At 43.1% G+C, this 14,686-nt stretch carries 13 protein-coding genes; 4 read left to right on the top strand and 9 right to left on the bottom strand.

The annotated features are described in order from the left end of the window. Positions 1-22 precede the first annotated feature (22 nt). Complete coding sequence (locus DJ568_RS10030) at positions 23-1,006, bottom strand: deoxyhypusine synthase family protein (protein WP_114005384.1); 984 nt, start codon at positions 1,004-1,006, stop codon at positions 23-25. Positions 1,007-1,195: 189 nt separating this feature from the next. Here DJ568_RS10030 and DJ568_RS10025 point away from each other — a divergent pair, with 189 nt between their 5' ends. Next, positions 1,196-2,332: a BamA/TamA family outer membrane protein gene (locus DJ568_RS10025; protein WP_114005137.1), complete on the top strand. Its 1,137-nt coding sequence runs from the start codon at positions 1,196-1,198 to the stop codon at positions 2,330-2,332. Between the two features lie 55 nt (positions 2,333-2,387). Here the strand turns inward: DJ568_RS10025 and DJ568_RS10020 are convergent, their stop codons facing one another. Further along, the gene (locus DJ568_RS10020) at positions 2,388-3,173 is read right to left on the bottom strand and encodes an O-methyltransferase (RefSeq protein ID WP_114005136.1); all 786 of its coding nucleotides are present in this window, start codon (positions 3,171-3,173) and stop codon (positions 2,388-2,390) included. Positions 3,174-3,215: 42 nt separating this feature from the next. On the opposite strand from DJ568_RS10020, the gene DJ568_RS10015 reads away from it, so the two are divergent. Further along, entirely contained in the window at positions 3,216-4,079 is an 864-nt protein-coding gene (locus tag DJ568_RS10015) for a transglutaminase-like domain-containing protein (protein ID WP_114005135.1), read from the top strand. A gap of 20 nt (positions 4,080-4,099) precedes the next feature. On the opposite strand, the gene DJ568_RS10010 is transcribed toward DJ568_RS10015, so the two are convergent. From DJ568_RS10010 to DJ568_RS10000, 3 genes are all read right to left on the bottom strand, one after another. After that, entirely contained in the window at positions 4,100-4,999 is a 900-nt protein-coding gene (locus DJ568_RS10010; RefSeq protein WP_114005134.1) for an alpha/beta hydrolase, read from the bottom strand. Between the two features lie 58 nt (positions 5,000-5,057). Continuing rightward, positions 5,058-6,147, bottom strand: a protein-coding gene (prfB, locus tag DJ568_RS10005; RefSeq protein ID WP_114005133.1) for a peptide chain release factor 2 whose coding sequence is annotated in 2 segments (ribosomal slippage) — positions 5,058-6,086 and positions 6,088-6,147 — 1,089 coding nt in all. Because the reading frame shifts where the segments join, the coding sequence is not laid out codon by codon here. A 125-nt stretch (positions 6,148-6,272) separates the two neighbouring features. Further along, positions 6,273-6,710 (bottom strand): hypothetical protein, encoded by a 438-nt coding sequence (locus DJ568_RS10000; RefSeq protein WP_114005132.1) that lies wholly within the window; start codon positions 6,708-6,710, stop codon positions 6,273-6,275. 249 nt (positions 6,711-6,959) lie between these two features. On the opposite strand from DJ568_RS10000, the gene pgi reads away from it, so the two are divergent. Continuing rightward, positions 6,960-8,606, top strand: a complete 1,647-nt coding sequence (gene pgi / locus DJ568_RS09995; protein WP_114005131.1) for a glucose-6-phosphate isomerase — start codon at positions 6,960-6,962, stop codon at positions 8,604-8,606. Positions 8,607-8,754: 148 nt separating this feature from the next. Here the strand turns inward: pgi and DJ568_RS09990 are convergent, their stop codons facing one another. Genes DJ568_RS09990 through DJ568_RS09975 form a run of 4 tightly spaced genes read right to left on the bottom strand, consistent with a single transcriptional unit; the run spans position 8,755 to position 13,072 of the window. Further along, complete coding sequence (locus tag DJ568_RS09990) at positions 8,755-9,837, bottom strand: glutaminyl-peptide cyclotransferase (protein WP_114005383.1); 1,083 nt, start codon at positions 9,835-9,837, stop codon at positions 8,755-8,757. 4 nt (positions 9,838-9,841) lie between these two features. Then, the gene (locus DJ568_RS09985) at positions 9,842-10,210 is read right to left on the bottom strand and encodes a YraN family protein (RefSeq protein ID WP_114005130.1); all 369 of its coding nucleotides are present in this window, start codon (positions 10,208-10,210) and stop codon (positions 9,842-9,844) included. Position 10,211: 1 nt separating this feature from the next. Next, positions 10,212-12,155, bottom strand: a complete 1,944-nt coding sequence (gene dnaG / locus DJ568_RS09980) for a DNA primase (RefSeq protein ID WP_114005129.1) — start codon at positions 12,153-12,155, stop codon at positions 10,212-10,214. Between the two features lie 44 nt (positions 12,156-12,199). Continuing rightward, a complete protein-coding gene (locus DJ568_RS09975) occupies positions 12,200-13,072 on the bottom strand; it encodes a DMT family transporter (protein ID WP_114005128.1) in 873 nt (290 codons plus the stop codon). Positions 13,073-13,234: 162 nt separating this feature from the next. Here DJ568_RS09975 and asnS point away from each other — a divergent pair, with 162 nt between their 5' ends. Continuing rightward, positions 13,235-14,671, top strand: a complete 1,437-nt coding sequence (gene asnS, locus DJ568_RS09970; protein WP_114005127.1) for an asparagine--tRNA ligase — start codon at positions 13,235-13,237, stop codon at positions 14,669-14,671. The last annotated feature ends 15 nt before the right edge of the window (positions 14,672-14,686 follow it).

Raw genomic sequence — 14,686 nt, 5'->3', positions numbered from 1 at the left:
AAAATAATTTTTGATTTTTTTGTTATTGTTTTAATATCCACGCAAATATTAGTGGGGCGACGATTGTAGCATCGCTTTCTACTATAAATTTCGGTGTATTAATATCAAGTTTTCCCCAGGTGATTTTTTCGTTTGGCACAGCCCCCGAGTAGGAGCCGTATGAGGTTGTTGAATCCGATATCTGACAAAAATAGCTCCAGAAAGGTATATTCTCCATTTCCATATCCTGGTACAACATTGGCACAACGCATATCGGGAAGTCGCCGGCTATGCCGCCGCCTATCTGGAAAAAGCCTATACCTTTGCCTTCTGAGTTTTTTACGTACCAATCGGCTAACCAGGCCATATATTCAATACCGCTTTTCATCGTGGTGGCGTTGATCTGCCCTTTTATTACATACGATGCGAAGATGTTACCCATGGTTGAATCTTCCCAGCCGGGTACCACAATTGGCAGGTTTTTCTCGGCGGCGGCCAGCATCCATGAATTTTTAGGATCAATTTCGTAATACTGTTCCAACTCGCCACTTAATAATATCTTATACATAAATTCGTGCGGAAAATAACGCTCGCCGTTATCATCTGCATCTTTCCATATTTTATGGATGTGTTTTTGTAAACGACGAAAAGCCTCCTCTTCGGGTATACATGTATCAGTAACACGGTTATAATGATTTTCTAAAAGATCCCACTCATCCTGCGGACTTAAGTCGCGGTAATTTGGAACGCGTTTGTAATGTGAATGTGCCACCAGGTTCATTATATCCTCTTCCAGGTTAGCCCCGGTACATGATATAATATCTATTTTATCCTGGCGTATCATTTCTGCAAGGGATATTCCCAATTCAGCCGTACTCATGGCACCAGCAAGGGTTACCATCATTTTACCACCTTCCAACAAATGCGTTTCGTAGCCTTTTGCCGCATCCATTAATGCTGCGGCATTAAAATGCAGATAATTTTTTTCAATAAAGTTTGATATCGGGCCTCTTGCTGTATTACTCATGATGGTATAATTAAAATAATTGCCAAAAATAGGCATTTTGATGATATAGATATTTTGAATTATCAAATAAGCCACAGCACCCATTTAAAGGCAACACTAATGGCTTTGCCAGGCTACGGCAACACTGTGTAAGTTACCACGCATATACTAGTAAATTAAAATTCGCATCTTAGCGGCTTTATTGCGCAGATGAAAAAATTACTCCTTCTTATTGTTGTTCTTTGTTGTTTTAAGCCTTCATATGCTCAAAAACACCTGTTGCCTAAATTTGTGCGTAAAATGTTATTTGAGCAGGATACCAGCAAAGGCAGCAGTTTCTTTATTTTGCCGGTGGTAGCCTCCGCGCCCGAAACAGGTTTTGAAGGCGGCGGCTCGGCGCTATATTCCTTTTATACAGATACTGTTGCACCCGGCCAGCGGGTATCCAATATATTTGGTTATGCTACTTTAACCACAAAAGGCCAAAGCAGGCTAAGTTTAAGTACCAATTACTGGACCTCTCAAAACAAATATCATTATACCGCATTGGTGAGCTACATTAATTTTCCGTTTAATTTTTACGGCATAGGTAACGAAACCAATAGCAGCGACAAGGACCCATTAGGCCACAAGCGAACCCGTATTAACCTTACAGCCGAAAAGCGCTTTGGCAAAAACATTTATTTAGGTGTAGTAGCGGGCGGGCTTGATTATAAATTTAATGATAAAGCTCCGGGAGGCATCTACGGACAGTTGCCTGCAAATAGCAGGCCAGCTGGTGGCTCTGTGTTATTTGCGGGCCCAAGCTTTGTATTTGATAACCGGAATAATAATACCTATACTACAAAAGGTACGCTTGTTACGTCATACTTCCAGCTCATGAAGGGACTGTATGGTATTAATGGTTATCGGGGCGGGCTATTCAATATTGAGGCATCGCAGTTTTTTTCACTTACAAAAAAGCTTGTGCTGGGCTTTAACGCTCAGGCGCAAAGCCTGGTTGGTAGTAAGGAACCTTTTTTCCTGCTCCCATCACTGGGTAATGACGAGATTATGCGGGGCTATTATAATGGCCGTTTCCGCGACCGTAACCTGGTAGCAGGGCAGGGCGAACTACGCTACCGCATAAGCAACCGTTTTGGAATAGTTGGCTTTTTAGGCTGGGGCGAGGTATTCGATAAATCTTTCAGCTTTGCTAAACTGAAACCTACTATTGGTGGCGGTGGCCGCTATTTCTTTGACGTTGAAAAGGGACTTAGCATGCGTGTTGACTATGCCTATGGTGAACAGCGCCCCGGTGAAGCCAGGCAGAGCGGCTTGTATTTGAGTTTAGCGGAGGCGTTTTAGGCAGCAGATCACAGTAAAAGCAGCGCATCTATGGTCTATCGACCATGGACTAAACTTAAATCTTCACTAAAAAATCTTCTTTTGTCATACCCGGTTTAAAATACACCAGTCCTATCCAAAACAGGTCTACAGTAACGGTTACTTTCGGGTGTGCCTTTATCTGTGCCCACGCTTCTTTCATGCCCTGGCTCCAGTAAATGTCATCAAATATCAGCAGGGTATTTTCGTGCACCTTGGGCAGGCACCATTCAAAGTATTTAAGCGTAGCTTCTTTCTGATGATTGCCGTCAACAAATACAAAGTCTAGTTTGGGTAAACCCTCAATGATGCCATGCAGGGTATCATCAAAATTACCTACAGTAAGATTGATATCGTTTAAACCCTCCTTTGTGAACTGTTCTTTAGCTACACCGGCAGTTTGCGGACAACCTTCCAGGGTATAAACTTTAGCCGCAGGTACAGCCTTTTGCAAATATATACTGGTAATACCTAAACAGGTGCCCAGCTCAATAATACTATCGGGTTTCACATCGCTGGCGAGCCTGGCTAACAACTGCGCAAGCTTAGGAGCCTTTAAAGCGTTTTTCGCGATGGCGCTTACCCTTTTTTGCTTGTTGTTATTCAGGTGCGAACCTGCACCTAAATCAGTAACGGTAATTACCCGGTTATCAGCCAGCAACTCATTGCGCCTATCCTCTATTTCGCCGTATACTTTTTTGGCATCAAAATCGTATATAACTTTATCAACCAACCTGTAAACAAAGGGCGAATGTATGCCGTGCCTGGTTTTAGCTTTAAGCCTGTGCAGCAGGTAATCGATAACAAACCTTACGTTAAACATGGTTGTAAAAGTATATAAATACTGGTATATTAGCTTATACGCATGATAAATACAGCAGAAGTAAATTCACTCATAAAATTGCTGGACGACCCGGACCAGGAAATATTTGACCATGTGCACGGCAAACTCTTATCGTACGGTGGTGAGGTGGTTGAATACCTGGAGGCCGCCTGGGAACAGGCGTTTGACCCCTTGCTGCAGGAACGTATTGCCAACCTTGTGCACGAGATACAATTTAGCCTGCTAAAGAATGATTTAAAATTATGGTTCCAGGGCGGCACCTTTGATATGCTGCAAGGCATATTAATAATTAACCGCTACCAATACCCCGACCTTGACGAACAAAAAGTAATTAACCAGATAGAGGCAATAAAACGCGATGTGTGGCTGCAGATGATGAATGAGGGCAGCCCGGTTGAGCAGGTAAAACTGATAAATCATGTATTGTATAATATATATGGCTTTAGCGGCAATACCACCAACCACCAGGACCCGCAGAACAGCTACATTAGCCAGGTATTGGAAACCAGGAAGGGTAACCAGATTTCGCTGGCTATTATTTACTCTATTATTGCTCAAAAGCTGGATATACCGGTATACGGCGTAAACCTGCCGCAACATTTTATACTGGCCTACCTTGATGAAAGCATGCAAAGCGAGTTTGAAAGCGGTATACTTTTTTACATTAACGCATTCAATAAAGGCTTTGTATTTGGCCGCAGGGATGTAGACATGTTTTTAAAACAACTAAAACTTAACCCTGATAAACAGTTTTACGAGCCTTGTACCAATACAGATATCATAAAACGTGTATTGCGAAATCTGATCAGTGCTTACGAAAACCTGGGATCAGCGGAAAAGGTTGCCGAGTTAAATGAACTGCTGGCAATAGTGGAGCAGCCGTAATTACTAAAAAGCTCAGCAAATTACAACCATCCGTTAGCGTCCATCCAATGTTTTAATCTTTCAAACCAGGGATCCCTGGATTTTGGATTATTAAGGCCGTAGCCATGCCCGCCTTCCTGGTACAGGTGCATCTCAGCTTTAACCTTGTGCTTTACAAGTGCATCATAAAACATCACGCTGTTTTGTACCGGCACTCCGTTGTCGTCGGTGGCATGGGTTAAAAACGTTGGCGGCGTGTTAGCCGTTACCTGTTTTTCGTTGCTGTAAAAATCGATCATTTGCTGCGAAGGGTTTTTGCCCAATAGCATTTCTTTGGAGTATTGATGCCCTATCGGGCTCATACTTATTACCGGGTAAACGAGTATAGCAAAATCCGGCCTGAGGCTTGTACTGCCCGGATTATCAATAACCGCGTTATTAAAGTGAGTGGCCGCTGTGGAGGCTAAATGCCCGCCTGCAGAAAAACCGATGATACCTACTTTAGCAGGATTAATGCCCCATTCATTTGCATGTTCACGGACCAGTTGCAGGGCTCGCTGGGCATCCTGCAAAGGTCCAATGGATTTATTAACCATAATGGCATCATTAGGCAGGCGATATTTTAGCACGAAAGCGGTGACGCCAATCTTAGTAAATGCTTCGGCAACTGCTTTACCTTCGTGATCTGCGGCTAAACCGGCATAAGCGCCGCCGGGGCAAATAATTACAGCCGCGCCGTTGGCCTTTGATTTTTCTGGTAGATAAGGTATTATGGTTGGTACCGTAACCTTGCCTATCCAGCCCTTATCGGTAATCTCGGCATAATCAGCCGGAGCAGGTTTTGAATTGGGTACGCCGTTAGGATATAGGGCAACGGGTTTTTGCTGTGCATAAGTGCTCAAGGCAGTGAACACTATAATGGCAAGATATATAATTCTCATTTAACGGTTTTCACAATGACAGTAAAGGTTTCGGACCAACCGGCAATCATAAGTAGAACTACTTCGTCCCTCCAAACTCCATCAAATACGCTTTTAAAAAATCATCCAGTTCGCCGTCAAGTACAGCCTGGGCGTTTGACGTTTCATGATCCGTGCGCAAGTCTTTCACCAGTTTATACGGGTGCAGCACATAGTTGCGTATTTGCGAACCCCACTCTATCTTTTTCTTGCTGCCCTCAATAGCGTTAGTGGTTTCCTGGCGTTTACGCATTTCTATCTCATATAACTGCGATTTAAGCAAACGCATGGCGTTATCTTTATTCTGCAATTGTGAGCGACTTTCCTGGTTTTTTATGATAATTCCGGATGGTTTATGATATAAACGAACGGCGGTTTCTACTTTATTCACGTTCTGCCCGCCGGCACCGCCCGAGCGGAAGGTTTCAAATTCTACATCTGCTGGGTTTATCTCTATTTCAATTGTATCATCAACCAATGGATAAACATATACCGATGCGAACGAAGTATGGCGCTTTGCGTTTGAATCAAAAGGGGATATACGCACCAGCCGGTGCACGCCATTTTCGCCCTTTAAATATCCGTAAGCGAATTCTCCTTCAATTTGCAGTGTTACTGTTTTAACGCCGGCTACGTCACCCTCCTGGTAGTCCTGCTCGGTAACCTTGTATCCGTTTTTCTCGCCCCACATAATATACATACGCATCAGCATGCCCGCCCAATCGCAACTTTCGGTACCGCCGGCGCCGGCGGTAATTTGCAACACGGCGTTCAACTGGTCTTCTTCAGCCGAAAGCATATTTTTAAACTCCAGTTCTTCAATAGCTTTCAGCGTGCTATCATATTGCTCCTGCATTTCACCCTCGGTAGCGTCGCCGCTTTGAAAAAATTCAAACAATACGCCGGTATCATCTACTACCGAATGAACACGCTGGTACGCATCCGTCCACACTTTTTTTGCTTTAATAGAGGCTAATACCTTTTCGGCTTCTTTAGGTGAGTCCCAAAAATGGGGGCCGACAGTTATTTCCTGTTCTTCACTTAGTTTTTCAAGCTTGGCATCAATGTCAAAGATGCCTCCTCAGGGAAGCTGTTCTATCCCTCAAATCCTGTATCTGTTCTTTGGTCATATGGCAAATATAATGTTTAGTGATTAGAGGTTGGTGATAAGAGACCAGTAAAATAAGAAAAGCCTGCAATATGCTGCAAGCTTTTCTTTATATCAGATTCTCCCTTCAGGAAGATATAGGAAGACTTAGGCGGCAACCAATTTATTAACAAGCGTATTAATGCTTGCGCTTTCACCTGTAAATTTTGACAAGAAATTAGCTAGTCCGAAATCTGTGTTTTGGCCGTTTTGCGATTGCTCCACTAATTGTTGCATTACCGCCGGAATAAGATTTCTGGCCGTTGTGATGGCTGCAGCCGGCTCAATGCCATAGTATTTATTTAGCCTGTTAGCAAACTTATTTACCACTACCGACACAACCGGCGCCTGGTAAATAGCCGGATATTTAAAATATTTAATCAGGTCTTTAATCTTACCGCCTTCAACCTGCGTTTTCAAAACCTCAATAATAGAACTTGATGCCTCGTTAATAACCGCTTCATGATATTTAACAGGAATCACAGGATTATCTATAACAGCCATCCCGGCGTTATCTTTTACAAGAAGAAAAAGTTTCTCAAACATTTCTTTTAAGATTTAGCAGATTGTCAATTTGATTATAAAACGCTATATTGATTATCAATACAACAAATATATTAAATAAAATTTTTAATTTTCAAAATTAAAATTCAATTGTATTGTAAAAATTATAATTTACTTAGTTTATACATAACACTATGTATGTTTACTTAATAAGTATTAAAACCTGTTTATGTTATTTAAAAGCAGTTTTGCTGTCTAAAATTTTAAATTTGTACTTCAAATAAAAAATATATGCTCCCTGCAATCGATTTTACTCAAACAAATGCTTTCAAATATCTTGCCGACCATTACATTAATATTGCCGGCACCGGGTTAAAAGAATTATTTGCTGCCGATAACCAACGATTTGATAAATTCTCCCTTCGGTTTGAGGATATCTTGCTTGACTACTCAAAAAACAGGATAGACGGGCAAACAGTAGCTTTATTAGTACAGCTGGCAAAAGAGTGTGGTGTAAAAGAGGCAACAGAAGCTATGTTTGCCGGAAAAAAAATAAACGTTACCGAAAACCGTGAAGTGCTGCACACCGCCTTGCGTAACCGCAGCAACACACCGGTACTTGTTGAAGGTAAAGACGTGATGCCCGGTGTTAACGCCGTGCTTGCGCATATGAAAGAATTTAGTGAGGCGGTAATCAGCGGTACCTGGAAAGGTTATACCGGTAAAGCTATAACCGATATAGTTAACATAGGCATAGGCGGCTCAGACCTGGGACCGGTAATGGTTACTGAAGCTTTAAAGGCTTATAAAACGCATTTAACCCTGCATTTTGTTTCAAATGTGGACGGAACGCATATCGCCGAAACATTAAAGAAGGTAGACCCTGAAACAACCTTGTTCCTGATAGCTTCAAAAACCTTTACCACGCAAGAGACTATGGCCAATGCCAATAGCGCACGCGACTGGTTTTTAGCAAATGGGGCAAGCCAGGCTGACATTGCCAAACACTTTGCGGCCCTCTCAACAAATGCTACCGCAGTTGAAAATTTTGGCATTGACACTAAAAACATGTTCGAATTTTGGGATTGGGTAGGCGGTCGTTATTCGCTTTGCAGCGCTATAGGCCTTTCTATTGCCTTAGGTATCGGGTTTGATAATTTCGAGGCTTTGCTGGATGGTGCACATGCCATGGACCTGCACTTTCGAGATACGCCGTTTGAAGAAAATATCCCGGTTATACTGGCGTTACTGGGCATTTGGTATAATAACTTTTTTGAGGCTGAAAGTCATGCTATCCTGCCATACGATCAATACCTGCACCGCTTTGCCGCGTACTTTCAGCAGGGGGATATGGAGAGCAACGGCAAGTATGTAGACCGTAACGGCAACGTGGTTGATTATCAAACCGGCCCGCTAATTTGGGGCGAACCGGGCACCAATGGCCAGCATGCTTTTTACCAATTGATACACCAGGGAACCAAGTTAGTACCGTGCGATTTTATAGCACCGGCCCAATCACATAACCCAATCGGGGAGCACCATACCTTATTACTTTCAAACTTTTTTGCCCAAACAGAAGCTTTAATGAACGGCAAAACCTACGACGAAGTAGTAGCTGAACTGAAAGCCGCCGGAAAATCAGATGCCGAGATAGAAACACTGGCGCCTTTTAAAGTATTTGACGGCAACCGCCCCACCAACTCTATACTCGTTAAAAAGGTTACCCCGCGTACGCTGGGGGCATTGATAGCCATGTATGAGCATAAGATATTTGTACAGGGCATCGTCTGGAATATTTACAGTTTTGACCAATGGGGCGTTGAGCTGGGTAAACAGCTTGCCGGCAAAATATTACCTGAGCTAAGAACAGCTGATGAGATTGAGTCGCATGATTCATCAACTAACGGGTTGATCAACCAATATAAAAGCTGGAGGTAAGTCAATTTTACTGTTTGTTGGCTACCCTCATTCGTCCTTGCGAGGTACGAAGCAACCTCTAAATATGCGCGATTAAGTAGCCTGGATAGTCCATAGATTGCTTCGTCCCTCGCAAGTAGCGTATGATGTTGTCAAACAGCTAAAGCGACTACTTTGCAGCAGGAAGAAGTTTTACCTGGAACAATTTATCCCACTTTTTCCCGGTAACAAACAGCCGTTTACCTTTTGCGTCCCAGGCAATGCCGTTTAACACATCGGCGTTGTCATTGCGTGCATATGATGGGTACAGTTTGCTCATATCTGCTTTTTGCAATACCGCACCTGTTTTAGGGTCGATGATTAAAATATCGTTGCTCTGGTAAACATTGCCGTATAGTTTTCCGTCAATATATTCAAGTTCGTTTACCATATCTATTTGTTTCTCATTATCGTAAACGTCGATATAGTCGATCTGACGGTAATTGTCCTTGTCCAGTATCAATATGCGGTTGGTACCATCGGTGTTATATATTTTTTCGCCATCAAAGGCCAAACCCCAGCCTTCGCGGCCTGCTGTATATGAAAATGTGTTAAGGAGCTTGAAGGTTTTTTTATCATATACGTACCCTGTTTTTTCCCGATAGGTTAACTGGATAATCTTATCGCCAACTATAGTGATGCCTTCAGCAAAAACTTTAGGATCGTTCAATACTGATTGAACTACTTTACCCGTAGCCAGGTCAACTTTACGCAAACTGGATTGTCCATCCACTATGGATTCAGGCGGTGGTTCCAGGTAACCACCATCGCTTTCATATAAAAAGCCATCATGAAACTCCAGCCCTTCGGTATATGAACTTGTATCGTGCGGAAAAACCTTCTCAACTACAAAGCTTAACAGCTCGGGCGCTTTTGCCGCCAGCACCACTATATTGGTAGATGTTTCATGATGGGTTGTGCCTTCAAACACCCGGGCGGTAATTACCTTGCTGCCCAGTTTCATACCATCCGTTTTTATGCTGACCGACTGAGTATCGTTGCGTGATAAAATCCGAACAGAATCAACCAGGTATACTACTGAATCAACTTTGGCATCAGCCGGAAAATTTACCTTTACCGTAACATCTTTGCCGGAGTTGTAAGTTGTACCAGCTTCAGGGCTGATGGTAAATTCTGTTATTTGTTTATCCTGTTTACAGCCAGCAGTCAATAAAATCGCAGCGGCTAAAATTGTACTTAATCTGTTCTTCATAAATTTACTCTGCTGATGGCCAAAAGGCATCCTCAATATGCTTTAACGTATAAGTGACGTTTTTATTAAATAGTATTGCAATTATATCAAACCGCACTTCGCCCTGGTGGTTCATTAAATAAATATACTCGTCTGCCGCTTCTGTCAGCAGGCGTTGCTTACGCATATCCACAAAGTCCTCAGGCATGCCAAAACCTGTTCCGGTACGCGTTTTTACCTCGACAAATATAATAATGCCGTCTTTATAACCAATAAGGTCAACTTCGGCTTTGCCGTGACACCAGTTCTCGTCAAGTATTTCGTATCCATGGCTTTCCAGGTAAGTTTTAGCTATTGTTTCACCCTGGCGGCCAAGATCATTATGCCCGGCCATATTATTTAATTATCACCGAGCCAAGGTAGTCTGATATATGCTTTTCTACCTTCTTCATCCGCATGTATTGGTTTAGCAATATTTCCTGGTCATGCTCATTACTGGTGGTTTGCAATTCGTTACGCAGGTTTTCAAGTATTTTACCAACCTTATGCTTTTTAAGATGAAATATGCCCCCCAAAACGGTAGCCTTCATGTTAGCCTGTTCATCACTTACGTGTATCTTATGCATCTCATACCAATTATCGCTAAGGGTATATTTAGTGGCCAGTTGAGTAACTGCTAAATCCACCACATCTTTACTGGCATGATGAATAAAGTACTGCTCATCCGGTAGTACACCGTTTTCAACTTCTTTCCGGTAGTCTTCAACAAAGGCCTTGCAGGCATCATTTTCAAAAGTCACATCGCTAAGCTCAGCTATCATAAAAGGGCCAATATAGGTATTGGCAATACCGTCCCAATCAATCATACGGCTACCATACAGCAGCAGCAGCCTGATAATTTCTTTTTCCTGGTTATAATCCTCCTGCTTTTTTATCTCCTGGGGCTCATCCAGGAATAAATCTTCCGGCGGCATATCAGGGTTGGGGGTTTGCCGTGATGTTCGATTACCTTGCTGCTGTCCATCCTTACGGGCTTTCGCCAGCCGCATTTTATTTAATTCAGATAGCAGCGAGCGCTCATCTATCTGCATAATATGCGAGCACTCTTTAATAAACACCGATGCCTTAATGGAATCGGGTATTTTCGCAATACTCTCCACCACCTCGCGTATAACATCCGCTTTACGGATAGGGTCAGTACCGGCCTCCTTCAGCAAGATGTCGGTTTTATATAAAATAAAGTCCTTCTTGTTTTCGTCTATGTGCTTTTTAAAGGCATTGGTGCCTACTTTACGCACATAACTGTCCGGGTCATCACCGTCCGGAAACAGCACTACCTTTACATTCAGCCCCTCTTCAAGTATCATATCCAGCCCGCGAAGAGAGGCTTTAATGCCGGCTGCATCCCCATCATATAATATGGTGATGTTTTTGGTAAACCTGCTTATAAGCCTAATCTGCTCAACAGTTAATGATGTGCCCGAGGATGCCACCACATTCTCTATACCCGCCTGGTGTACCGATAGTACGTCGGCATAACCTTCAACCAAATAGCAGTTATCCTCATCGCGAATAGCTTTTTTGGCAAAGTATAACCCGTACAGGATGTTAGACTTATGATAGATCTCCGACTCAGGGGAGTTAACATACTTTGGTACGCTCTTATCGTTTTTGAGTGTACGGCCGCCAAATGCGATAACGCGGCCGGTAAAGCTATGTATAGGAAACATTACCCGGCCGCGATAACGGTCGTACAAACTGCCATTATCCCTAAGTACAGACAGCCCGCTCTCTACCAGGAACTGCTGCTGGTAACCCTCTTTAAGCGCATGACTGCTAAAAGCCTCCCATTGATCGGGCGAGTAGCCCAACTCAAACTTTTTTATAGTTTCTGTAGTAAATCCGCGCTCCTTAAAATAGCTAAGACCGATGCTTTTACCCTCATCCGTTTCCCACATGCTTTCCTGGAAAAATTTGGCAGCAAAACCAGAGACGATCATCAGGCTTTCGCGGTGATTTTCCTCTTCACGGTTCTCTGTGGTATCTACTGTTTCTTCAACCTCAATTCCATACTTTTTGGCCAGCCAATTAAGTGCCTCGGGGTAAGTGAACTTTTCATGCTCCATTAAAAAGGTAATAGCCGAACCGCCCTTACCTGATGAGAAATCTTTAAAAATGCCCTTTGCCGGTGACACCGTAAATGATGGGGTTCGCTCGTTAGCGAAAGGCGAAAGCCCTACGTAATTTGCACCACGCTTTTTTAACTGCACAAAATCGCCAATCACCTCCGCAATATCGGTGGCCTCCATAATACGGTCTACGGTAGTTTTGGTGATCATATTTTGCAAAGTTATAGCAATTGAGCTTTTACCTGTTACAAAAGTTAATTTACAATTTTATTTGCATTGTTAGGCTTTAAAAATGTTATTGCAATGCCTACCAGCACAATGCTGCTCCCAATAATCTCCGCTGTGTCTAAATTTTCGTTAAGCAACCAAACAGCCAGCAGGCCGGTAGTAACCGTTTGACTAAGAAGGGTGATGGATACCTCTGTAGGCGGCAGGTACTTCAACGCGTGGCTTAACGATAACCAGCCCAATACCTGCGACATAACCCCCATAGCTATAAAGTAAAACCATGATGACCCGCTAAAGCATATAAGCTCATCACCTTGCAGTAAAGCGCCCCCGAGCAAAAAAATTCCCGCACCTATCATGCTGTAAAACATAAACGTTACAGGCTTAAGGCGACGCAGAACACCCTTACTTACTAAAATATACAGGGCGTAAAAAAAGCTGGTAAGCGTTGCAAGCAAAATACCCGCGTTGATGTGCAGGTTAAGCACATTTTGATAGCCAACCAAAACAACCATGCCTACAATAGATACAATAGTACCTAGCCAAAACAACCAGCTGGATTTTTTCTTTAAAACCAGCCAGGATATTAAACCTACCCAAACCGGCGCGCAACAGGCTACCAGCGTTGATATAGTAGCGCTGATTTTTGACATAGACATATTCCAGGTAGCAATGTCGGCCGCAAATATTACGCCTGCCAGCATAGCCATCCACATATCTTTACGGCTTATGCGGTAGAGTTTATATTTTAAGCAATAGGGCAGCAGAAACAGCCACCCGGTAAAAATGCGGTAAAACGCCGCAGTAAAGGGCGGTTCGTCAGCCAGTTTAATAAAAATGGGATAAAAGGATATGAACAGCAGCCCTGCAACAAGGGCTACTTTGGGGTTGAGCTTCATAGCAATACAAACTTAGGTAATATTGTCTTGAATCAGAATTTGCAGAATTATAGAATCTTTAGAATTAAATTTTTAATGCTACTGATATATCCTGTTAATTCTATAATTCTGTAAATTCTGATACAGATTTGTATTTTTGCCGCTCAGATACAATTGAATACTATGAGCACGCGCACAAAAATTAAGGCATTGCTGGAGAGTGATGAAACCAACGTAGATGTAACGGTTAAAGGATGGGTACGTACTTTCCGCAACAACCAGTTTATAGCTTTAAACGACGGCTCAACCAATAATAATGTACAAATTGTTGTCGACTTTGAAAACACCGATGCAGCCCTACTTAAACGCATAACAACGGGCGCCGCATTAAGCGTTACGGGTACCGTTGTACCGTCATTAGGCAAGGGACAAAAGATTGATATAAAAGCCAAAGAGATAGAAATACTGGGCGATAGTGACCCTGAGAAATATCCTTTGCAGCCTAAAAAGCACAGCCTGGAGTTTTTGCGCGAAATAGCACACTTACGATTTCGCACCACTACATTTGGCGCAATATTCAGAGTACGTAATACATTGTCGTTTGCCATTCACCAGTTTTTCCAGGAAAGAGGTTTTGTGTACCTCCATACACCCGTAATAACTGCCTCAGACGCCGAAGGCGCGGGCGAGACCTTCCACGTCACTAACTTCGACCTGGAGAATATACCGAAAACCGAGAATGGGGAGATAGATTACAAGCAAGACTTTTTTGGGCGGGCTACTAATCTTACCGTTTCCGGCCAGTTAGAAGGCGAGTTGGGTGCTATGGCATTAAGCGATATCTATACTTTCGGTCCTACTTTTCGTGCGGAAAACTCCAACACCACACGCCATTTGGCGGAGTTTTGGATGATAGAACCTGAGATGGCGTTTGCAGATATTACAGACAATATGGATACTGCCGAGGCATTGTTGAAATACGTTATTAAGTACGCGCTGGATAAAAATAAAGATGACCTTGAGTTTTTAAGTACCCGGCTGCTTGATGAAGAAAAGCAGAAACCACAAAACGAGCGCAGTGAAATGACCCTGCTTGAAAAACTGCAGTTTTGCCTGGATAATGATTTTGAGCGCCTTACCTATACCGAGGCTATTGATATATTAAAAGATTCGACGCCAAACAAAAAGAAAAAGTTCCAGTTCCTGGTTGAAGGCTGGGGCACCGACCTCCAGTCAGAACATGAGCGTTATCTTGTTGAAAAGCATTTTAAGAAACCGGTGATATTAACAGATTATCCCAAGGAAATAAAATCTTTCTACATGCGCCAGAATGATGACGGAAAAACGGTAGCTGCCATGGACATTCTTTTCCCGGGCATTGGCGAGATAGTAGGCGGTTCACAGCGCGAAGAACGTTTAGAAAAACTGGAGCAACGCATGGACGAGATAGGTATCCCAAAAGATGAACTTTGGTGGTACCTGGACACCCGTCGTTTTGGCGGCTGCCCGCATGCCGGTTTTGGTTTAGGATTTGAGCGTTTAGTATTATTTGTTACGGGCATGGGTAACATACGGGATGTAATCCCTTTCCCACGGTTCCCGAAGAACGCGGAATTTTAGACTGCTGATCTACGG

This window comes from Mucilaginibacter hurinus (assembly GCF_003324525.1).
Classification (GTDB): domain Bacteria; phylum Bacteroidota; class Bacteroidia; order Sphingobacteriales; family Sphingobacteriaceae; genus Mucilaginibacter; species Mucilaginibacter hurinus.
The sequence above is the reverse complement of the archived record's forward strand: the minus strand, read 5'-3'. Positions and strand labels throughout refer to the sequence as shown.

Bases quoted from the DNA above. Each gene is read 5' to 3' on its own strand.
- DJ568_RS10030 (WP_114005384.1), bottom strand. From the start codon at position 1,006: ATGAGTAATACAGCAAGAGGCCCGATATCAAACTTTATTGAAAAAAAT.
- DJ568_RS10025 (WP_114005137.1), top strand. From the start codon at position 1,196: ATGAAAAAATTACTCCTTCTTATTGTTGTTCTTTGTTGTTTTAAGCCT.
- DJ568_RS10020 (WP_114005136.1), bottom strand. From the start codon at position 3,173: ATGTTTAACGTAAGGTTTGTTATCGATTACCTGCTGCACAGGCTTAAA.
- DJ568_RS10015 (WP_114005135.1), top strand. From the start codon at position 3,216: ATGATAAATACAGCAGAAGTAAATTCACTCATAAAATTGCTGGACGAC.
- DJ568_RS10010 (WP_114005134.1), bottom strand. From the start codon at position 4,999: ATGAGAATTATATATCTTGCCATTATAGTGTTCACTGCCTTGAGCACT.
- DJ568_RS10000 (WP_114005132.1), bottom strand. From the start codon at position 6,710: ATGTTTGAGAAACTTTTTCTTCTTGTAAAAGATAACGCCGGGATGGCT.
- pgi (WP_114005131.1), top strand. From the start codon at position 6,960: ATGCTCCCTGCAATCGATTTTACTCAAACAAATGCTTTCAAATATCTT.
- DJ568_RS09990 (WP_114005383.1), bottom strand. From the start codon at position 9,837: ATGAAGAACAGATTAAGTACAATTTTAGCCGCTGCGATTTTATTGACT.
- DJ568_RS09985 (WP_114005130.1), bottom strand. From the start codon at position 10,210: ATGGCCGGGCATAATGATCTTGGCCGCCAGGGTGAAACAATAGCTAAA.
- dnaG (WP_114005129.1), bottom strand. From the start codon at position 12,155: ATGATCACCAAAACTACCGTAGACCGTATTATGGAGGCCACCGATATT.
- DJ568_RS09975 (WP_114005128.1), bottom strand. From the start codon at position 13,072: ATGAAGCTCAACCCCAAAGTAGCCCTTGTTGCAGGGCTGCTGTTCATA.
- asnS (WP_114005127.1), top strand. From the start codon at position 13,235: ATGAGCACGCGCACAAAAATTAAGGCATTGCTGGAGAGTGATGAAACC.